Here is a 21,191-nt window from a genome sequence, read left to right as displayed (position 1 = left end):
GCGGGGTTGGTGACGTGATGACGAGGGTGGATCGCACGACCGCGGACGCGGCCGACGAGTGGCAGCACTGGCACGAGCACCGTGTGGCCTCGGCTTCGGCGCCCCACGGGTCGCTCGCGCTGACCGGCACGCACTGGCTGGAGGACTATCCGGACGGTCGACTTCCGGACATCCCCGGAAACTGGACGGACGACGGCGACGCGGTACGGCTCACGGCGACCGCGGCGGACAGGCTGACGGTGGATGGACGCCCCCTCGACGGCACCGTCCGACTGGCCCCTGACCTCGGTCCGGCGGCCGCGGCCCGGGTCGCGTTCGGCGAGCGGCGGCTGGTCGTGCTGGTGCGCGAAGGCGTATGGGGCGTACGGGACTTCGACCCGGACGCGCCTGCCCGGCAGGACTTCCGGGGCATCGAGGCGACCCCCTACGACCCGCGCTGGTCGGTGCCGGGGCGCTTCACGCCGTACGCCGAGGACCGGACCGTACGCGTCGAGAACGCGGACGGCCGCAAGCGTGGCCTCGGGCTCGGCGGAGAGCTGGCGTTCACCCTCGACGGACGGGAGCTGACCCTCCAGGTCACGGTCGAGGGCGACGGCTCGCTGTGGGCCGTGTTCGCCGACGTCAGCAGCGGACGGAGCAGTCATCGCTTCCGGTTCCTGCGCCCGGCCGCCCCGGACGCCGAGGGGCGCACAACGGTGGACTTCAACCGCGCCCTGCTCCCACCGTGCGCATTCGCCGACGCCTTCATCTGCCCCTTCCCGCCGCCGGGCAATACGCTGGACATCGCGATCGAGGCAGGGGAGCGCAACCTGATCTGAGTGCGGGGGCACCGGCATTCGGGAGGGAGGGGGGAGCGGCCCGGTCGCACAGTTGGTTCAAAGATTCACGGCCGAAAGGCGCCCTTGTGCCTAACGGTTGTTCGGCCGAATACTCCCCACAGCGCTTGTCAGGGGCACGGCATGTCCGGAATCCGGACGAAGTGGGCCCTGGCTGCGCCTCACGGGCCCCGACCCCACGCGGGCCCCCGACTTCCCCATGTGGAGGAACGACAAGTGAGGATCAAGCGCACCACTCCGCGCAGCGGCATTTCGAGACGGACCCGGCTGATCGCCGTCACCACCGGACTCGTGGCCGCCGCCTCGTTCGCGGTCCCCAGCGCGAACGCGTCCACCGTCACCCCCTTCAGCACGGCGCAACTCAAGAGCGTCAGCGGCTCGGTGCTCAAGGCCGACATCCCGGGCACCGCCTGGGCCGTCGACAGCAAGACCAACCGCGTCGTCGTCACCGTCGACAGCACGGTCTCCAAGACCGAGATCGCCAAGATCAAGGCGCAGGCCGGCGGCAACGCCGGTGCGCTCACGATCAAGCACACCCCGGGTCAGTTCAAGAAGCTGATCACTGGTGGCGACGCCATCTACGGCGGCGCCTACCGCTGCTCCCTCGGCTTCAACGTGCACAGCGGGAGCACGTACTACTTCCTGACCGCCGGGCACTGCGGTGAGGTGGCCTCCACCTGGTACTCCAACTCCGCGAAGACCACGCTGCTGGGCAGCAACGTGAGCTACAGCTTCCCGACGAACGACTTCGCGCTGGTGCGTTACACCGGTTCGGTGGCCCACCCCAGCTCGGTCGGCAGCCAGACCATCACCAGCGCGGCCACGCCGAGCGTCGGCACGACGGTCTACCGTCGCGGCTCCACCACCGGCACGCACAGCGGCCGGGTCACCGCCCTGAACGCGACCGTCAACTACGGCGGCGGCGACGTGGTCTACCAGATGATCCAGACCACCGTCTGCGCCGAGGGCGGAGACAGCGGCGGTGCGCTGTACGCCGGCACCGTGGCCTACGGTCTGACCTCGGGCGGCAGCGGCAACTGCACCTCCGGTGGCACGACCTTCTTCCAGCCGGTCACCGAGGCGCTGAGCTACTACGGCGTGACCATCGGCTGACCGAGCCGCGGAGCAGTCCTCGTCCGCGCCCGAGCTGACGAGCCCGGGCGCACAGCGCAGCCGGCGGCAGGCGAGCCCCCGTACGCAATCGGCGTGCGGGGGCTCGCCCATGTCCCTACTCCGGAGTTACCTTCGAAGTACAGGCAGAACTCCTCTGTAACGCGCACTCGGGACCCTGGGGGCCGGCATGGTCGAGGAGCTGGTGGCGGCTGGAGCTTCGCTCGCGGCCGTCGGAGCGGTGTACGTGATGGCCGCGGCGCGCGTCATCAAACAGTACGAACGAGGCGTGGTGTTCCGCCTCGGCAAGCTCCGGCCCGAGGTGCGTGGACCGGGGTTCACCATGGTCGTCCCGTTCGTCGACAAGCTGCGCAAAGTGAACATGCAGATCGTGACGATGCCGGTGCCGGCCCAGGAGGGCATCACCCGGGACAACGTCACGGTACGGGTGGACGCGGTCGTCTACTTCAACGTGACCGGTGCGGCCGACGCGATCGTCCGGGTCGAGGACTACCGGTTCGCGGTGGCGCAGATGGCACAGACCTCGCTGCGCTCCATCATCGGCAAGAGCGAGCTGGACGATCTGCTCTCCAACCGCGAAAAGCTCAACGAGGGGCTGGAGTTGATGATCGACAGCCCGGCGGTGGAGTGGGGCGTCACCATCGACCGCGTGGAGATCAAGGACGTCTCCCTGCCCGAGACGATGAAGAGGTCCATGGCCCGGCAGGCCGAGGCGGACCGTGAGCGGCGGGCCCGGGTGATCAACGCGGACGCCGAGTTGCAGGCCTCGAAGAAGCTGGCCGAGGCCGCCAAGGAGATGTCCGAACAGCCGGCCGCGCTCCAACTGCGCCTGCTGCAGACGGTGGTGGCGGTCGCGGCCGAGAAGAACTCGACGCTCGTGCTGCCGTTCCCGGTGGAGCTGCTGCGGTTCCTGGAGAGGGCGCAGCCGCCACAGCAGCCCCAAATGCAACAGCAGCCGCAGGAGCCGCAGGCGCAACAGCCGCCTCAGCAGCCACAGGTGCAACACGTGCAGCCGGCTCAGGTGCAACCCTCGGCGCAGGAGCAGTCGCCGCAACTGCCGGAGGCCTCCGGAGAGTCGAATTCAAGCCACGACTGATCCTCACCCTCTGGTGCCGGTTACTCGCCCGTAGTGTTTGCAGTGCGAATTTCCCTGGGATGACGGCGTGGCGACTGCGAACGGTTGCGGACGGGGAGCGCACGCCCTCGGCGTACGTGCGTCCTGAACTCGACCTTGTGTGCTCCCTGTGCACCTCGGAATAGTAGGCGCCCGTCAACCAGCCTTCCGGCCCGCGAGGTCCCCACAATCTCCCGGGCCGAACCCCCCACAGGAGGACGTGAGTTGCAGCACCGACGCATACCCAAGCGGCGTGCGGCCATCGCAGGTGCGGGTGTCACCGCACTGGTCGCCGCGGGAGTCACCTTCCAGACTGCGAACGCCAGCGAGCCCGCGAAGGACTCCGCGCCGCACACCCTGACGGCCCTCGCGGCCGGAAAGCTCGCCTCGACGCTCGGCCAGGACCTCGGCAGCGACGCGGCGGGCACGTACTACGACGCACAGAAGAAGAGTCTCGTCGTCAACGTCCTCGACGAGACCGCCGCCAAGGCCGTCGAGGCGGCCGGCGCCACGGCCAGACTCGTCGAGAACTCCCTCGCCGAACTGAAGGGCGCCCGTACGACGCTCAAGCAGGACGCGACCATCCCGGGCACCTCCTGGGTGACCGACCCGACCACCAACAAGGTCGTCGTCACCGCCGACCGCACGGTCTCGGCGGCCGAGTGGACCAAGCTCGGCAAGGTCGTCGACGGACTCGGCTCGGTCGCCGAACTCCAGCGTACGAAGGGGGAGTTCAAGCCCTTCATCGCGGGCGGCGACGCGATCACCGGCTCCGGCGGGCGCTGCTCGCTCGGCTTCAACGTGGTCAAGGACGGCCAGCCGTACTTCATCACCGCCGGGCACTGCACGGAGGCGATCTCCACCTGGTCCGACTCCAGCGGGAACGAGATCGGCACCAACGAGCAGTCCAGCTTCCCCGACAACGACTTCGGTCTTGTCAAGTACACGTCCGACGTGGACCACCCGAGCGAGGTCGACCTCTACAACGGCTCCGCGCAGCCCATCACGCGCGCCGCGGCCGCCACCGTGGGCGAGAAGGTGACCCGCAGCGGCTCGACGACGCAGGTGCACACCGGTACGGTCACCGGCCTGGACGCCACCGTGAACTACGGCAACGGCGACATCGTCAACGGCCTCATCCAGACCGACGTCTGCGCCGAGCCCGGCGACAGCGGCGGCTCGCTCTTCGACGGCGACGCGGCGATCGGCCTCACGTCCGGGGGCAGCGGCGACTGCACGTCCGGCGGGGAGACGTTCTTCCAGCCGGTGACGGAGGCGCTGTCCACGTTCGGGGCGGAGATCGGCTGATCTCTTGGTCGTGAGATGACGTGAAGTCCCGCCCCGCGCGCGAGGGGCGGGACTTTCGCATGCCGGGAGTTCGCGTGCCAGGAGTTCGCGTGCCGGGAGGGCGATCGAATGGTTGCCGTAGGCGAATTCCATCTGATCGTTATCTGTTTGAAACATTTCGCGCCTCACGCTGCTCTTGGGGCGCTGGTTACATTTGGGACCCCGGGGGCGTCAACTCGCGTGCTAGCGGATGAAGTTGACCATTCATCAAGTCGCTTTCACCAGACCTCCGCGGGGAGCCGTACAGCCGAACGACGGGGGAGTGCTGTGCAGAAGATCCAGTTGACCTATTGGTGGAACGGGCACGAGCCCGGTGATGTCGTCGAGGTCGACGACTCGACCGCGCGGGGAGTGCTCGGGGTGATCGCGCGTCCCGCGCCGGAGTCCGAACCTGAACCCGAGGCCGAGGGCGAACCGGACGCCGAGACGGACGCCGAGTCGGAGTCCCGGGGATGAGCGAGCCGTACATCACCTTCCCGGACGTGGAGCAGTTGGTCGTCGATCTCCTCAAGGACCGCAGTGAGTTGGCGGGTGTCCTGGTCGACGTCCAGCCGCCCGCCGGCTTCGACGGCTCGCAGCGCGCCGTACTGGTCTCCCGGGTCGGCGGAGCCTGGGCGGAGGATCCCCGCCTGGACAATCCGCTGGTCGACCTGGAGGTCTACGGGCCGTCCAAACCCGCGGCCCACACCGTCTCCCTGATCGCCCGCGCCCTGATGCTGCAACTCCGGGGAGCGGTGTACGGCGAGGCGACCGTGGTGGACGTGGTCGAGGAGGACGGCCCGCGCTGGCTGCCCGACTATCGGCACGCCACCGCCAACCGCTATGTCTCCACGACCCGGTTGGTGGTCCGCCCGGCCTGACGGTCGGTCACCGGCCCCCTGACGCACTCCCCGTGAGGGAAGTCGTCTCCGTCGCAGTGCCCCCGTATTACCCCCGTAGTACTTCCGTAGCACCTCCGCAGTCCCTTCGTACCAAGTCCGTAGCACGTCATGTCCCACTCCCATCAAGGAGCAGTGATGGCCGGAATGAACGCCAAGGAGATCCGGGTCGCGGGCAGCGGCCGGGTTCTCATCGCCCCGCTCGCCACCGCGCCGCCCGCCGACACCGCCGCGGTCTGGGGCGCCGGTTGGAGCGACCTCGGGTACACCACCACCGACGGGGTCAAGATCTCCAAGAAGGACAAGCTGGACCCCGTGGACACCTGGCAGAGCGTCAGCTCGGCGAGGTTCGTCTACTCCGACCGCGACCTCAGCTTCAAGTTCCAGCTCCTCCAACTCAACGAGGACACGCTGCCGTTCTTCTTCGGCGGCGGGAAGGTGAAGGAGACGGCCACCGGGTCCGGGCTCTACAAGTACGAGCTGGCGGCCGAGCCGAAGTTCGACGAGCGCATGCTCGGGCTGGAGTTCACCGACGGGGACGAGGTCAGGTACCGCATGATCATCGCCCGCGGCCAGGTGACCGAGACGGAGGAGATCTCCCTCGTCCGTACGGCCCCGGTGAAGCTCGGCGTCACGTTCACGGCGCTGGCCACGGTGGACGGTGCCCCGCTGGCGACCTTCCTGATGAAGGACCCGAGCTTCAGCGCGGCGTAAGTCCGCGTTTCTGCCCGTCAGTTGATCCGTCCCCGCAAGGAGCCCGACCCCTCATGGCCCGTTTCAACGTCAACGCCGCCCGTGCTCAGCGCCTCGAAACCCTCGGCAAGGACTGGGAGTTCGAGGTGGACACGGATGTCTTCCACCTGCCCACCGAGTTCCCGCGCAGCATCGCCAAGCAGATCGCCACGTTGGAGGACAACGACATCGACGGTCTGCTCGCGCTGCTGCTCGGTCCCGAGCAGTTCGAGCGGTTCTGCAAGTACGACGTCAGCGTCCAGGACGTCTCCGCGATCCTGGAGGCGTACGGCAGCGAGACGGGCATGACGCTGGGGGAAGGCTGAGCCTCGGCGCGCTGGTCGACGAGCATGCCGAGGCCTTGGAGGCGGATCTGCTCCGCCACTACGGCGTCGACCTTCTCGACTGGCACCGGGGCAGTCTCTCCTCCCGCCGCCTGCGTGTCCTGACCGAACACCTGCCGGCCGACTCGTCCTTCGCCCGGGCGGTCCACGGCGAACAGGCGGACTGGACGATCACCGACCACCTGCTGGCCGCGGTCGTCGACCAACTGGCTGTCGCCAACTGGATGTTCGCGACGGTCAACCGCGACGAGGACACGGAGCCGGCGCCGTATCCGGAGCCGGTGCCGCGCCCGAGCGGCGGTGCCGTCGAGGTCCCCGAGCAGGTGAGTCCGCCGGCTGTCGAGCAGGGGGCGTCGGCGGCGGAGATCGTGGCCTTCCTGAGCTCGCCGAGATGAGAGGAACCGGCAGTTGAGCGACATCAAGGAACTGGTCGACCAGCTGAACGCCAGGGTCCAGAAGCTGGAGGACAACCCCGGCGGGACACCGGCTCTGTTCGCCGCCCGGTTCAAGCAGCAGCTCGCGGCCGCTTCCAGCATTCCAGCCGAGTTCAAGAACGCCGTCCAGACCGAGATCACCTCCTGGAAGGCGCAGCAGGAGGCCCAGGACTACGACCACGAGAACATCCGGGCCAAGACCGAGACCGTGGGCGGCAAGGCCGAGGCGGTCGGCGGCAAGGTCGAGGCCACCGGTGTCCAGGTCGGTGTCGCCGGGGCGCAGCTCGAGTACAGCCTGTTCAAACACGAGCACGCCGTGATCGACATCAACAAGATGCTGGAGAACCGCGAGCAGAGGAACCGGGACCGGGTGATCGACGGCCGGTTCGCGGACTTGGTGCGGACCGACAGGAACATCAGGTCGGCGATCAGCGCGGTCCAGGAACGCATCACCACCAGCGCCAGGGAGGTCCGACGTACCGCGAGCGCCGGCGACCAGCGTCTGCGCGAGCAGGTCGCCGTCGTGCGCGCTGGCGTCAGGACCGCCAACCGGGTGGCCCACTCGGCGGAGCAGGGCGGCAGAAACGCCAACCGGGTGGCCCGTTCGGCGGAGCAGAGTGGGAGGACCGCCAACCGGGTGGCCCGTTCGGCGGAGCAGGGCACCAGGAACGCTCTGCTGCAGGTCAGAGAGCTGCGCAGACAGGTACTCGTCAGGGCGAGAGAGACCGACAGCAACCTCAAGAGCACTCTCAGGAAAGTCCGCTCCCTGGACCGTGAGGTCAAGGACGGCATGCAGAAGGTCCGGGGGCTGGAGGGCAGCGCCCAGAGCGCGAGGCGGTCCATCGAGGGGCTGCGCGACGGCATCAACTCCCTTGAACGGACCCTGCGTCAGTAGCGACCCCCACGACACCGACCCCAACGGCGAAACCGACGGAGCCAACCCACCATGCAGACGTCACTCGTATCGGTCACCCGGGCGCTGAACCAGATGAGGTCCGCCGCCACCAACACCGGCGGTGCCGTCACGCGCATGCGGACCGCGGTCACCGGCGCCACCGGTTCGGTCGACCGGCTCAAGAACGCGGCGACCCAGTCGAGCACGGCCACCGGCCGGCTGCGCACCTCGGCCACGCAGGCCAGCAGTGGCCTCAACCAGATGCGGACCGCCGCCGTCCGGGCCTCCGCGGACGTACAGAGGGCGGGCCGCAGCGCGGCATCCGGCGGCGGTCTCTTCAGCCGGTTCAGTCAGGGACTGAAGACCGCGACCACCGCCCAACGCGGCCTGAACACCGCGATGAAGGCCAACATCCTGGGCGCGATCCTCTCCCTGATCATGCCGCTCATCACCAAGCTCATCGACATGGCGATGCAGTCCAAGACCGTGCAGGCCGTCATGCAGGCGGCCTTCAAGGTCATCGGGCAGGTGGTGGGTACGGTCATGAAAGCCGCGTCGGTCGCCATCAACTGGCTGATCGACGCGGGCAAGAACGTGGTCAACTGGCTGAAGGCCAACTGGCCGTTGCTGGTGGCCATTCTGACCGGCCCGGTGGGCATCGCCGTGCTGGCGATCGTGAAGCACTGGGACCGGATCAAGGAGGCCGTCGGGGCCGTCCGGGACTGGATCGTCGACAAATGGAACGGCGTCGTCAACTTCCTGCGCGAGGTGCCCGGCAAGATCGTCAGCTTCTTCGCCGAACTGCCCGGCAAACTCACGGAGTTGGGCGGTGACCTCATCAACGGCCTGATCAACGGCATCAAGAACAAGGCCTCGGCCCTGCTCAACACCATCAAGAACTTCATCATCGATCACATCCCCGGCCCCATCCGCAGCATCCTCGGCATCTCCTCCCCGTCGAAGGTGATGATGGGCTTCGGCGGCGACATCGGCGAGGGCCTCGCCCTGGGCATGGAGCAGAGCGGCAACCGGGTCGCGGGCGCCGCCGGCCGGCTCGCCACCGCCACCGCGCGCAGTGTCATCGGCCCCGGCTACAGCCTCGCCGGAGCCGCCGGCGCCCGGTCGGCGATCCGCACCGGTGCCACCGCGTCCGCGCCGGTCACCGTCAACGTCCATCCCCGGCCCGGCCAGTCGGAGTACGAGATCGGCCGGATCACCGCCCGCGAACTCGCCTGGGCGGCCAAGCGATGACCGGACAGCAGCTCCAGCAGCCGGTGTTCGAGGTGGACGGCTGGGCCGGGAACACCGTCGACGACTCCGGCGTCGAATGGTGGGTCACCAGCGAGCAGGGCTGGGCCGCCACCCCGCCCGTCCGGCTCACCCTGATCGACCGCCCCGAGCGGAACGGCGCGTTCGACGCCCCCTCCTACCGGGGTCCGCGCGTGATCACCCTGGAGGGCACCGCCGTCACCCCCGAACGCGCGGTGCGCGAAGCGGCGAAGGACCGGCTGGCCGCCGTACTCGCCGACGGCAGCACGCTGTTGCCGCTCGTCGTCACCGAACCGCACCGCACCCGAAGGGTGTTGGTCCGCCTCACCGCCGAGACGAAGATCGTCGACCGCAAGTCCGGCTTCGAGTTCTCCCTGACCATGACCGCGCCGGACCCGCTGCGGTACTCGTACGGGCTGAACACGAGCACCTGTCCGCTGCCCTCCTCCAGCGGCGGGGTCAGCTTCCCGCTCTCCTTCCCGCTGAACTTCGGGTCCGGCTCCTCCGGCGGCAGGCTGCTGCTGGAGAACGCGGGCACCGCCCCCACCTGGCCCATCTGGCGGATCGCCGGACCCTGTGTCCAGCCGGTGATCACCAACACCGCGACCGGCGACGAGCTCGCCTTCGAACTCACCCTCCAGGAAGGCGAGTTCCTGCTCATCGACACCGACGCACGCTCGGTCCTGCTGCAGGGCACGGCCTCCCGCCGCTCCACCCTGCGGCCCGGCTCGGACTGGTTCCCGCTCCGGCCCGGTGCCACGCCCGTCCTCTTCCGCGCCCGCGACTACGCCCCGGCCGCCCGGCTGACCGCCGAATGGCGCGACGCCTGGCTCTGAGACCGCCCACCAAAATACGGCTACAGAAGGAACGCCCCGCATGGCTGACGAGTTCGAGCGCGACTCCGGATGGCTCTCCGGCGGTGTCGTGGACGCCGAGGACGCCCGCCTCGCCACCGGCGTGTTCGCCGCGGCGTCCGCGGATCCCGGCAACCCGATCGCCGCCCGCACGGGAATCAAACCGGGACCCGGCAGCCCCGGCAACGTCGAGGCGGCCTCGACCCCCACGCGCCATGTGACGGTACGGCCCTTCCAGGGCGTCATCCAGGGCACCCGCAGATCCGCAGCGGGCGCGTATCTGATCACGCTCGGCCAGCAGAAGATGCTCGACGTGCTCACCGCGGCCCCGGCCCACTCGTCCAACCCGCGCATCGCCCTCGTCGTGGCCCAGCAGAAGGACCGGCAGTACGGCGACGAGAGCGACGGCATGCTCGTGCGGATCGTCGCCGGGAACCCCGCGGTCACACCGGTCCCGCCCGCCATGACCGACGACTGGCTGCCGCTCGCCGAGATCACCGTCCGGGCCAACGCGGGGGCGATCACCCAGGCGGACATCAAGGACCTGCGGACGTACACCGTCGCCGCCGGCGGTGTGCTCCCCCTCCAGACCCAGGAGTCCCTGCCGGCCGACGGCTACTCCGGGCAGCGGGTGTACGACCTGGAGACCGGACTCGACATGGTCCGCGCCGGCACGGCATGGCGACCCGCGGCCACGGGAGCGGTGGAGCTCTTCGGCCCGGCCGACCCGGGCTGGCCGCTGACCACCGGTTCGGCGGGGGCCACCGGGTACACCTTCAACCAGGTGACGGTGCCGGCGGCGCCGTACCCCCGAATGCTCCTGATCACCGCGCAGTTCACCGCGCAGACCTCGGGCGCCAACGAGCGCTGGGACCACGTGGTGCGCCTGCAGGACGGGACGCCGGTGTCCCTCGCCTGCTTCCACGGCGGCCCCACGGGGATCACCACCAGCGTCGCCCAGGGCCACCGGCTGCTGCCCGCGGCGACGCCGCTGGTGCTGACGCAGCACGTCGCCCGGGGCGGCGGGATGACGACCGGTACCGCGCTCGTGTTCTCGCCCGCCGCGCACTACACCGGCCTGCGTGTGATGGCGTTCCCCGTCCCGTGACACCCCGACGTCCCGTGCCACCCCGATCGGAAGAGGCATCCTCATGAGCACGCCCACTCCAGAACGAGACTCCGGCTGGATCTCCGGCGGTGTCGTCGACGCGGAGGACGCCCGGCTCGCCACCGGCGTGCTCGCCGCGCCCGGGGCGAGCCCGGTCCAGGCCCGCAGCGGCATCCGGCCGGCCACCGCCGACCCCGGCAAGGTCCAGCCCACCGCCACCGTGTCCGGCAAGGTCACCGTCACCCCCTTCCAGGGCGTCATCCAGGGGACCAGGGCCACCGCGACCGGCGCCTACCTCGTCACGCTCGACCAGCAGAAGACCCTCGACGCGCTCGGCACGAACCCCGCCGACTCGGCCAACCCGCGCAACGACCTGATCATCGCCCGGCAGCGCGACGCGCAGTACGGCGACACCACCACCGCGATGACCGTCGAGCTCGTCAAGGGAACGGCCGCCGCCACCCCCACCGACCCCGCGGTCACCGGCGACTTCATCCCGCTCGCCCGGCTCAGGGTCGCGAAGAACGCCACGTCGATCGGCGCCGGCGACATCGACGACCTGCGCGTGTGGACCACCGGCGCCGGCGGCATCCTGCGGGTCTGGGGCGAGGCCGGCCGGCCGACGTACCCCTACAGCGGTATGTACATCCACCGCTGGGACACCAACCACCTTGAGTGGTACGACAGTTCGGCGGGCTGGCGGGCGCTCAACGACGACACGGGCTGGGTCACCCTCCCGCTGCTCGCCAACTGGACGGTCTACAACAACGAGACACCGGCCGTGCGGCGGATCGGATCGGCTGTCCACCTGCGCGGCGGCCTCCAGAGTTCGGTCGCGTTCTCGGCCAACGCCACGCCCGTGATCAACCTCCCCGCGGCCTTCCGCCCGGCGGTGGGGCACCACTGGTACACCGCGCTGGGCGGGGTGACCCGGGGCCTCGAACTCATGCTCCGCACCGACGGTTCCGTCCTGTCGTATCCCCAGGGCACGCAGATGCCGGCCGGCCAGCTGGTCTACCTCAACACCAGCTGGCTGGTGGGCTAGTGAGCTCCCGCCCGACCCGCTACACGTACTACACCGCCGACCTCACCACCGGCGCCATCACCGACGAACTCCCTTTGTACGACGTCACGTTCAGCACCGAGCTGAACGAAGCCGGCGAGTTCCGCGCCCGGTTGCCCCTCGGCGACCCCAGGGTGACCGTCCACCGCCCTCGCGAACTCACCGAACCCGGACGGGCCGCCCTCTACGTCGAGCGCGACGGCGTGCTCGTCTGGGGCGGGGTGATCTGGACCGCCAAGTACACCTCCGCGGACCAGCACTTGGAGATCGGGGCGGCGGGCTTCCTCTCCTACTTCGACCATCGCCGGGTGCTGCCCGCCGACTTCGACCCGAACACCACCGACCTGGCCGCCGTCGACGTCTCCTTCACGGACATCGACCAGTCCGACATCGCCCGCACCCTGGTCGCCGTCGCGCAGGCCCACACGGGCGGCGACATCCGGGTCCGCCCCGAGTCCACGGCCCGCTCCGGCATCACCCGCACCCTCGACTACCCCGGCGCCGGCCTCAAGAGCACCGGCGAGGCGCTGCGCGAACTGGCCAGCCTGGAGGACGGCCCCGACTTCCTCTTCGACATGGCCTACGGCACCGACGGCCGCCCCGTCCGCAGACTCCGCGTCGGCACCCCCCACCTCGGCCAGCAGGGCACCCCGCACGTGTGGGAGTACGGAGCCAACCTCATCGGCTACGCCTGGCCGGTCGACGGCGCCTCCACCGCGAGCCGCGTCTTCGCCCTCGGCGAGCAGGGCGAGACCGGCCAGCTCGTCGCGGTCGCCGAGGACCGCACCACCGGACGTCCCCTCACCGAGACCGAGGTCTCCTACGTCAACCTCGCCGACGTCAACCTCCTTCGCTCCCAGGCCCGTTCGGCCCTCGCCGCCGTGTCGACCCCCGTCGTCCTGCCCGAACTGACCGTCCGCGCCGACCTGGAACCCGTACTCGGCTCCTACCAGGTCGGCGACGACGCCACCGTCGTCATCAAGGACGTGTTCTTCCCGGAGGGCACCCACTTCGACGTACGGATCACTGGCATCGAGGTCACCCCGGGCAGCGACGCGGGGGAGGAGCAGGTCCAGCTGACCGTGACACCCGCCACGAACATCACCTGACCCCGAAGCCGACCCAGGAGCACGCCATGACCAGGATCAACCGCCCCGACACCCTCCTGACCGAACTCCGCGACATCAAGCGCCGGCTGCACGCCCTGGAGACCGCCCAGCGCACGACGAGCGGCGCGACCGCGAGCCTCGCCGCGGAGCCGGTCGCTCCTGGATCCGACGAATCCGAACAGGCCTCGGACGGTGACGAAAAGTAGTTTTCTCGGCGCTTTCTGTCACCGACCCCTCAACTGCTCTGCCCTGCCGAGGAGATGGCGGGGCAGTTCTGTTTTCGGCCGCCTCTCACCTCGTGACAAATCGAATACCAGTCCTGTCCGGGTCGCTGACCGGTGCTGATGGGGCTAGAGTAATCGAACGAACGTGCGACGGAGATATCGGGCGTATGGCTGAAAAGGGGTGGAGTGATGGAGGTGCGGCATGGCGGGCTTCGCCCACGTGCACGTCGCGTCCGGTTACTCCGCCCGCTACGGCGCGTCCCACCCCGAGCAGCTCGCCCAGCGGGCGGCGAGCCGCGGCATGGGCACCCTCGCGCTCACCGACCGGGACACGGTCACCGGAGCCGTCCGGTTCGCGCAGGCCTGCGAGAAGGAGAAGATCCGGCCGCTCTTCGGCATCGACCTCGCGGTCGAGGCCCTGGCGCCCCCGCCGCCCGCCCAGCGCCGCCGCACTCCGGCACACGGCGGCGCGCATGTCGTCGAGCCACCACTCCGCTTCGTGCTGCTCGCACAGAACCGGGAGGGCTGGGCCCGGCTGTGCCGCATCACATCGGCCGCCCATGCCGGCACCGCGTCCGGCGCGGCACCGGTGGTGGTGCCGTGGGATGCGCTGCGCGAGTACGGCGGTCCGGGGCTGACCGTGTTGCTGGGCCCGCTGTCGGAGCCGGTGCGGGCGTTGTCGGTGGGCCGGGAGGACGTCGCGATGAAGCTGCTGGCGCCCTGGAAGGAGGTCTTCGGGAGGGAGGTCCGGCTGGAGGCTGTCGCGCAGAAACGTTTCGGCACAGGTCCGGGCTCCCTGCGCCTGGCCGCCCGCACCCTCGCCCTGGCCGACCGCACCGGGACAACTGCCGTGCTCTCCAACGCCGTTCGCTACGCCGATCCGGACCAGCACCGCCTCGCCGATGTCCTGGACGCGGCCCGGCTGCTGCGGCCGATCGACCGGCGCCGGCTGGACAGCGGACAGCGCTGGCTCAAGGACGAGAGAGGGATGGTGAGCGTGGCCCGGATGGTCGCCGAGTGCGCCGGGATGGACGTACGGCGGGCCCGTCGGTTGATGGCGGACACCGCGGACACGGCGGAGGCGTGTGTCGTGGACCCCGCGGACCTCGGCCTCGGCAGACGGCACTTCCCGGAACCGTCGCTGTTCGAGGCCGGTCCGGGGGCGGGCGCCGCGCTGAAGGCGGGCGGTGCGGCTCGGTTGCTGCGGCTGCGGTGTGAAGAGGGGCTGGCCCGACGCGGCCTCGACCGCGACCCGGCGGCGCTCGCCCGGCTGGAGGAGGAACTCACCGTCATCTCCCACTGGAACTACGACGCGTACTTCCTCGCCGTCGGACAGGTCGTCGCCGACATCCGGGCCAAGGGCATCCGGGTCGCCGCCCGCGGTTCCGGCGCCGGGTCGATGGTCTGCCACGCGCTGGACATCGCCACCGCCAACCCGCTCGACCACAGCCTGCTGTTCGAACGCTTCCTGAGCAGCCGCCGGGAATCGCTGCCCGACATCGACATCGACGTGGAGTCCGCCCGCCGCCTGGAGTGCTACGACACGATCTTCGAGCGCTTCGGGAAGGAGCGCGTCGCGGTCACCGCGATGCCCGAGACCTACCGGGCGCGCAGGGCCCTGCGGGACACCGGCCTCGCGCTGGGGATCGCCCCGGCCGACGTCGACCGGATCGCCAAGAGCTTCCCGCACCTGCGGGCCTCCGACATCACGAACGCGCTCGCCGAACTGCCCGAACTGCGCCAGTTGGCGGGCGAGATGGGCCGGTACGGGCCCCTGTGGGAGCTGGCCGAGGGCCTCGACGCCCTGGTCCACGGCATGGCCATGCACCCCTGCGGTGTGGTCATCAGCGACGCGACGCTCCTGGACCGGTTGCCGGTGCAGCCGACCCCGCAGGGCGACTACCCGATGGCGATGGCGGCGAAGGAGGAGATCGAGGCGCTGGGCAACATCAAACTCGACGTCCTGGGCGTCCGGATGCAGTCCGCGATGGCCCACGCCGTCACCGAGATCGAACGGGCCACCGGCAACCGCGTCGACCTCGACAATCCCCAACAGGTGCCGCTGGACGACGTGTTCGCGTTCAAGCTGATCCAGGAGAGTCAGACGCTGGGCCTGTTCCAGTTGGAGTCGCCGGGCCAGCAGGACCTTTTGTCGAGGCTCCAGCCCCGTGATGTGCAGGACGTCATCGCCGACATCAGTCTCTTCCGTCCGGGGCCGGTCGCCGGGGGCATGCCCGAGCGGTACATCGCGGCCCGTCACGGCGGCAGGCCGGACTACGCCCACCGGGACCTGGAACCGGTGCTCGCCGACACCTACGGCGTGACCATCTGGCACGAGCAGATCATCGAGACGCTGCGGGTGCTGACCGGCTGCGACCGGGCCTTCGGGGAGGTCACCCGGCGAGCACTCGGCGACAAGGACGAACTGCCCAGGATCAAGGAGTGGTTCCACGAGAAGGCACGCGCGCGTGGCTACAGCGCGGCCGTCCGGGACGACGTCTGGAAGACCGTCGAGGCCTTCGGCGCGTACGGCTTCTGCCGTGCCCACGCGGTCGCGTTCGCCGTGCCGGCGTTGCAGAGTGCCTGGCTCAAGGCGCACCATCCGGCGTTCCTGCTGGCGGGGTTGCTCGAACACGATCCCGGGATGTGGCCCAAGCGGGTCCTGGTCTCCGACGCCCGTCGGCGTGGGGTGCAGGTGCTGCCCGTCGACATCAACCGTTCGAAGGTGAAGCACGTCGTGGAGATGACCGAGCAGGAGGAGTGGGGCGTGCGGCTCGCGCTGTCCGGGGTGCACGGCATCGGCGATGAGGAGTGCGCGCGGATCGAGGCGGGACAGCCGTACGGATCACTGTCGGACTTCTGGCAGCGGGCCCGCCCCAGCAGACCGACCGCCGAACGCCTCGCGGGGATCGGCGCGTTCACCTGTCTGCACGACGGCCACCTCACCCGGCGCGATCTCCTGCTGCAGATCGCCGAGTTGCACCGCCAGTCCCGCAACCGGAGCGCGGGCTCGGGTCAACTGCCCATAGACACGGGCGCTGTTGGGGGAGCGGAGCCGAGCGGGTTGCCGGAGATGACCGGACGCGAGGCGCTGAGCGCCGAGTTGGACACGCTCGGCATCGACGTCTCCAGGCATCTGATGGAGCATCACCACCGGTTGCTGCGGGAGATCGGTGCGACGGACGCGGCCCACCTGGCCGGACTGCGCGCGGGGCAACAGGTGTTGGTCGCCGGCGTGCGGGCCTCCACCCAGACCCCGCCGATCGCGAGCGGCAAGCGGATCATCTTCGTGACGTTGGAGGACGGCTCGGGTCTGGTGGACCTGGCCTTCTTCGAGGACTCCCATCCGGCCTGCGCGTACACGGTCTTCCACAGCGGGCTGCTGCTGGTCCGCGGCACGGTCCAGGTGCGCGGCACCCGTCGTACCGTCGTCGGTTCCATGGCGTGGGACCTGGACGAGATCGCGGGCGCCCGCCGGGACAACGGGCCCGAGGCCGCCCTCGCCCTCCTCGGCGAGAGCCGCCCGCATCCGACCCCCGCCCAGCCGCAGCGCACCCTGACCGACGGCACCGCCGGCGCCCGCCTGCACCCGTACGCCGACCTCCAGCCCGCCGGCACCCGCTCCGCCGACCTGAAGAAGTTCGGCCACCGCAGCCCCGGGAGCGCAGGATGAACGGGACGACGATCACGCGGCCGCGGCACATCGCCCACTTCCACCTGCACACCGCACTGACCGAGACCCAGTACGACGACGTAATCGAACTGGTGTCCGGTATCACGCCTCACGTCCAGGCCATCCCGCCCAACGCCCTTCAGGTGGACCTGACTTCGGCGCTCCGCTACTTCGACACGTCTGCCTACAACGCGGTCCAGATGGTGAGGATGAGGCTGAAGGCCTTCTACGACATCGACAGCAGCGCAGGGCTCGCGGGCAATCGCATGCTGGCGGCGATGGCGGCCGACGCGTCCGCACCCGGGGACACCACCGACGTGCCCGCCGAGGAAGTGACCGACTGGCTCTACCCCCGCCCCGTCACCGCGCTGCCCGGCATCGGCCGCACCATCGCGGACACGCTGCACCGATACGGACTGCACACCATCGGTCAGCTCATCGACCTGCCTCCGGTGACCCTGCAACGGCTCCTCGGCGCAAGCCAGGCACGGTTGTTGACCGAGCGCGCCCGCGGTCAGGACCCCCGCCCGATCGTCCCGGCGGAACCGTCGGCGCATCTGGCCGCCGACTTCGTGCTGAGCCGGGACTGTCTCGACCCGGCCCAACACCACCGGGCCGTCCTGGGACTTGCCGAGCAGATCGGTCAACGCCTGCGCACAGAGCGGCAGATCACTGGCCGGCTCACCCTCACGGTCCGGTACGTCGACCGCACCTCCACCACCCGTACGCGCGCGTTGCCGGAACCCACCGACCACTCACCCGCCCTCACCGCCACCGCCCTGGGCCTGTTGGCCTCCCTCGGACTGCAGCGGGCACGGGTGCGGGCCTTCGTCGTCCGCGCGGACCACTTGCTGCCCGCCGCCGACACCTACCGTCAACTCTCCCTCGACCCCGCCGCCGACCGCGCCCGTGCCGCCGAAGCGGCGGCGGACCGTGCTCGTCGCCGCTTCGGGGCAGGGGTCGTACATCCGGCCGTACTTGCGAACCGACCGCCCGCGCCCGGAACCGGGCGGACCGTCAATTCGAGCGCGTACGGGCGGAGTTCGAAGGGGTGCTACCCGATCGAGTAGCCGGTGATCTCGCCCATCCACTTGATGAGGTCGCCCGGGTCCTCGTTGGCGCCGTGGCCGCCGTCCCAGTACATCTTGAGGCTGACGTCGTCGCCGAGGTTCTGGGTCTTGAGGGCGAGGTTGGTGATCGCGGTCAGGGAGTGCGTGGTGTCGCTGGTGCCGATCCGCAGCCACCAGTGCCTCGCCCGGTGCGGGTTGCGCTCCTCCAGGTAGGTCATCGGGTTGGTGAGCTTCACCTTGCGCGGGATGTCGCGGTCGACCGTGGCGGTCTTGTCACCGGTCGCGTAGCGCAGGCCGAAGTTCGTGAAGTGCCGGGAGACGTGGGTCTCGTCGCCGAAGTAGCCCGGCTCCGGCTGGGCCATGGCCTTGTCGTCGAAGGCGGGCACCGGACGGGACCGCGCGATGTGCGCGATGTAGCCGTCCCAGGCGAAGGTCGCCTTGCCGCCCGACCACTTGATGAACGGGTTGGCGGTCAGGTAAGCCGTCCGGTCGGCTTCCGAGAGCGCCGCCAGGTGGCTGGTCGCGGCCGGCTGTATGTAGTTCTCCAGCAGGTACCGGTCGTAGTTGGCGGCCGTCACCCGGCCGAACCGGCCCACGCCGCGCAGGCCGAGGGAGGCCTGGTACTCCGCGAACTGGGCGGTCAGTTGCTTCGAGGCCGTCTGGTCGACCAGCTCGCCGCTCAGCTTGGCCGAGCCGTACATCCACTCGTAGGCCTTGTCGGCGTTGCCGAGGTCGATGATCGGGCAGAAGACGGCGGAGGCGAACACCGCGTCGCTCGCCTGGGCCGCGCCGAGCTCCCGGAGGTAGGAGTCGAACACCGGGCTGCCCGCCGAGGCGCCCATCATCGAGGAGAAGTTGCCGCCGGCGCTGCCGCCGTTGGTGATGATCTTGTCGGGGTTGCCGGGCAGCACGCCCTTGTTGCGGTGGACGTAGCGCAGGGCCGCCTTCAGGTCCACGAGGGCGGCGGGGGCCTTGCCGTAGTACTTGCCGTCCTTGACGTTCTCCCGGCCGCGCGCGCCCGAGGTGACCACGACGTAGCCGGCCGCGAGGGCCAGTGCCGAGTTGTCGCCCTGGTCGCCCGCCCCGGGCGGCAGCGGCGGCCTGGTCGTGGGCGACGCGGTCGGGGTGGCGCCGGGGTCGGCCGAGGAGCTGTCGCTCGGGGACGGGCTCCCGCCGGGGAAGCCGCCGTTGGTGCCGCCGGTGGGCGTGCCGGAGAGGAAACCGCCGAGCGGGATGGAGAAGAAGATCGGGGCGTGCGAGGCGTCGACGGCCCGCCCGTCGATCTCGACCGGCTGCTGGACGTTGAGGCACTGGTAGGTCGGGTCCACCGGATTGGCGACGTAGACGATGTTCTCCCAGAACCGGTACGTGACGCTCTTCTCGGCACCGTCGGCCGTTTTGATCGTCTTGGTCTGGGTGGTGTACGAGTCCTTGGGGAAGGCCAGCGTGGATCCGGTCGACGCTGCCGCGCCCTGCGTTCCGCCGTAGTACAGGGCGGCGGTCGCTCCCGCTGCGGTGGCTGCCATGCCGGAAAGGAATATTCGGCGCTTCACATCAACATCCTTGTCGGGGTGCGGGTTTGTGTGACCTGGTACTGTGCATTTCCTGAGAAATCCGTCGCGTGGGGGAAGATGACGGATTCAAACTGCCTTCTGGAAACTGGTTCCGCGTCCCCTGAATACCGTCTCTCGCGCGTACGGTGCCTGCCGTATTGCGCCTCGCGGTATACGGGGGTCGACGTAGGGCCGGCCGACGAGCCGGCCTTTCGTAATCCGTGAAGGCGCAGGTGAGTTCGCGTACGGGAAGCGTCGTCACGGGTGTCCAGGCCCGTCGAGGCGCGTACCGTGAACGGCGTGGGCTGTGTGCGTGACTGTCGCGAGAAAAGACCCGCCGGAGTCCGGGGATGGTGAGTGTGCTGGACGGAACACGTGGCCGGATGCTCGGCAATCCGTTCCTCGTCGACGGTTTGCTCGCCCTGGTATGGGCCGTCCTCATTGTCCCGGCATTCTTTAGGGAGGGCGTCTCGGCGGGGCCCGCTATTTTGTTCACGCTGTTGTCGGCGGCGCCGCTGACGGTGCGGCGGAGTATGCCGGCGGCCGCGCTCGCGGGGACGACAGTCGGCTACCTCGTCGCCCTGCTGTGGATGATGGAACCGGGCCCGGGAATCGTGTGCTGTCTGGTGGCCCTGTATTCCGAGGCGGTGTCCGCCCCGCGCACCCGCGCCCTGATCGCGGGCGCGATCGCCGGAACCATGATCCAGATCTTCACTCTGATCGTGACGGGGGTGCACGTCTTCGATCCGGCCAACCTCATGCTGATCGCGTGGCTCGGTGCGGCCGTCGCCATCGGTGACGCCACCAGGAACCGCCGCGCCTACATCCAGGCCATCAAGGACCGAGCCCTGCGCGCCGAGCGGACCCGGGAGGCGGAGGCGTCACGGCGGGTGGTCGAGGAGCGCCTGCGGCTTGCCCGGGACCTGCACGACATCGTCGCGCACAGCATCACGGTGATCAACTTCCAGGCCGGAGCCGCTGCCCACCTGCTGCGCCGGGAGCCCGAGGCGGCAGAGGCAGCGATCGAGCACGTCATCACGGCGAGCGGCAGCACACTCGCGGAACTCGGCACCCTGCTCACCGTCCTGCGTCAGCCCGACGGTGAGACGCCCTTGCCGGAGCCCATGCCCACCCTGGACCGCCTCGACGATCTCCTCGACGGCTTCCGTGCCGCCGGCCTGGCGGTCGACATACAGCGCGGCGACAGGACCTTCGGTCTGAGTCCGGCCGTCAGCATGGCCGGCTACCGCATCATCCAGGAGTCGCTGACGAACGCGATCAAGTACGCCACGCCCCGGACCGCGACGGTCCGGCTGTCCTTCGCCGCGCACCGGCTCCGGGTCTCGGTGGTCAACCCGGTGACCCGCACCGAGGATCAGCGGCATTCCGCATGGGGCACAGGCCGTGGCCTGTTGGGTCTGCGTGAGCGGGCCGCATCCGTCGGCGGCCGTCTCGACATCGTGGAGGGCCGCGAGGAGTTCAGCGTGGACGCGTTCCTTCCCGCACTCCCCGCACCTCCCGCGAAGCCCTGAACGCCGGTTCCGGCCGGCGCCCCGG

General features: G+C 69.8%; 20 protein-coding genes. 19 read left to right on the top strand and 1 reads right to left on the bottom strand.

Annotated features, from left to right (window positions below; genetic code table 11):
* Positions 1–17: 17 nt before the first annotated feature.
* From ACWDR3_RS31475 to ACWDR3_RS31390, 18 genes are all read left to right on the top strand, one after another.
* Positions 18–818, top strand: coding sequence for a DUF1684 domain-containing protein (locus ACWDR3_RS31475; protein WP_450355965.1), 801 nt, complete (start codon positions 18–20; stop codon positions 816–818).
* A 234-nt stretch (positions 819–1,052) separates the two neighbouring features.
* A complete protein-coding gene (locus ACWDR3_RS31470) occupies positions 1,053–1,949 on the top strand; it encodes a S1 family peptidase (RefSeq protein ID WP_450355964.1) in 897 nt (298 codons plus the stop codon).
* 187 nt (positions 1,950–2,136) lie between these two features.
* Entirely contained in the window at positions 2,137–3,063 is a 927-nt protein-coding gene (locus tag ACWDR3_RS31465) for a slipin family protein (RefSeq protein WP_450355963.1), read from the top strand.
* A gap of 243 nt (positions 3,064–3,306) precedes the next feature.
* Positions 3,307–4,389 carry a S1 family peptidase gene (locus ACWDR3_RS31460; RefSeq protein ID WP_450355962.1) on the top strand — a complete coding sequence of 361 codons (1,083 nt, stop codon included), beginning with the start codon at positions 3,307–3,309 and terminating at the stop codon, positions 4,387–4,389.
* Between the two features lie 306 nt (positions 4,390–4,695).
* A complete protein-coding gene (locus ACWDR3_RS31455; protein ID WP_450355961.1) occupies positions 4,696–4,884 on the top strand; it encodes a hypothetical protein in 189 nt (62 codons plus the stop codon).
* Positions 4,881–5,288 (top strand): hypothetical protein, encoded by a 408-nt coding sequence (locus ACWDR3_RS31450; RefSeq protein WP_450355960.1) that lies wholly within the window; start codon positions 4,881–4,883, stop codon positions 5,286–5,288. The genes ACWDR3_RS31455 and ACWDR3_RS31450 overlap by 4 nt, the downstream gene beginning before the upstream one ends.
* Positions 5,289–5,444: 156 nt before the next feature.
* Entirely contained in the window at positions 5,445–6,020 is a 576-nt protein-coding gene (locus ACWDR3_RS31445) for a phage tail tube protein (protein WP_450355959.1), read from the top strand.
* A gap of 53 nt (positions 6,021–6,073) precedes the next feature.
* Positions 6,074–6,364, top strand: a complete 291-nt coding sequence (locus ACWDR3_RS31440) for a hypothetical protein (RefSeq protein ID WP_124002523.1) — start codon at positions 6,074–6,076, stop codon at positions 6,362–6,364.
* A 35-nt stretch (positions 6,365–6,399) separates the two neighbouring features.
* Positions 6,400–6,777 carry a hypothetical protein gene (locus tag ACWDR3_RS31435; RefSeq protein ID WP_450355958.1) on the top strand — a complete coding sequence of 126 codons (378 nt, stop codon included), beginning with the start codon at positions 6,400–6,402 and terminating at the stop codon, positions 6,775–6,777.
* Positions 6,778–6,790: 13 nt separating this feature from the next.
* Positions 6,791–7,711: a hypothetical protein gene (locus ACWDR3_RS31430; RefSeq protein ID WP_450355957.1), complete on the top strand. Its 921-nt coding sequence runs from the start codon at positions 6,791–6,793 to the stop codon at positions 7,709–7,711.
* 51 nt (positions 7,712–7,762) lie between these two features.
* On the top strand, positions 7,763–8,962 hold the full coding sequence (locus ACWDR3_RS31425) for a phage tail protein (RefSeq protein WP_450355956.1): 1,200 nt from the start codon (positions 7,763–7,765) through the stop codon (positions 8,960–8,962).
* Positions 8,959–9,816 carry a phage distal tail protein gene (locus ACWDR3_RS31420; protein WP_450355955.1) on the top strand — a complete coding sequence of 286 codons (858 nt, stop codon included), beginning with the start codon at positions 8,959–8,961 and terminating at the stop codon, positions 9,814–9,816. Before ACWDR3_RS31425 ends, ACWDR3_RS31420 begins: the two co-directional genes overlap by 4 nt.
* A gap of 40 nt (positions 9,817–9,856) precedes the next feature.
* Complete coding sequence (locus tag ACWDR3_RS31415) at positions 9,857–10,942, top strand: hypothetical protein (RefSeq protein WP_450355954.1); 1,086 nt, start codon at positions 9,857–9,859, stop codon at positions 10,940–10,942.
* A 43-nt stretch (positions 10,943–10,985) separates the two neighbouring features.
* Positions 10,986–11,987, top strand: a complete 1,002-nt coding sequence (locus ACWDR3_RS31410; RefSeq protein WP_450355953.1) for a hypothetical protein — start codon at positions 10,986–10,988, stop codon at positions 11,985–11,987.
* Positions 11,987–13,114 carry a hypothetical protein gene (locus ACWDR3_RS31405; protein WP_450355952.1) on the top strand — a complete coding sequence of 376 codons (1,128 nt, stop codon included), beginning with the start codon at positions 11,987–11,989 and terminating at the stop codon, positions 13,112–13,114. The genes ACWDR3_RS31410 and ACWDR3_RS31405 overlap by 1 nt, the downstream gene beginning before the upstream one ends.
* Positions 13,115–13,140: 26 nt before the next feature.
* The gene (locus ACWDR3_RS31400) at positions 13,141–13,320 is read left to right on the top strand and encodes a hypothetical protein (protein WP_450355951.1); all 180 of its coding nucleotides are present in this window, start codon (positions 13,141–13,143) and stop codon (positions 13,318–13,320) included.
* Positions 13,321–13,540: 220 nt separating this feature from the next.
* Positions 13,541–17,011 (top strand): DNA polymerase III subunit alpha, encoded by a 3,471-nt coding sequence (locus ACWDR3_RS31395; protein ID WP_450355950.1) that lies wholly within the window; start codon positions 13,541–13,543, stop codon positions 17,009–17,011.
* Positions 17,008–18,081 carry a DNA polymerase Y family protein gene (locus tag ACWDR3_RS31390; protein WP_450355949.1) on the top strand — a complete coding sequence of 358 codons (1,074 nt, stop codon included), beginning with the start codon at positions 17,008–17,010 and terminating at the stop codon, positions 18,079–18,081. Before ACWDR3_RS31395 ends, ACWDR3_RS31390 begins: the two co-directional genes overlap by 4 nt.
* Here ACWDR3_RS31390 and ACWDR3_RS31385 read toward each other — a convergent pair.
* Positions 18,066–19,607, bottom strand: a complete 1,542-nt coding sequence (locus tag ACWDR3_RS31385; RefSeq protein ID WP_450355948.1) for a subtype B tannase — start codon at positions 19,605–19,607, stop codon at positions 18,066–18,068. The genes ACWDR3_RS31390 and ACWDR3_RS31385 overlap by 16 nt on opposite strands.
* 377 nt (positions 19,608–19,984) lie before the next feature.
* Between ACWDR3_RS31385 and ACWDR3_RS31380 the strand changes: the two genes are divergently transcribed.
* Positions 19,985–21,166, top strand: a complete 1,182-nt coding sequence (locus ACWDR3_RS31380; RefSeq protein ID WP_450355947.1) for a sensor histidine kinase — start codon at positions 19,985–19,987, stop codon at positions 21,164–21,166.
* The last annotated feature ends 25 nt before the right edge of the window (positions 21,167–21,191 follow it).

The sequence above is a fragment of the Streptomyces sp. NPDC001002 genome, assembly GCF_053599215.1.
This window is presented reverse-complemented; position numbering and strand designations above follow the sequence as displayed.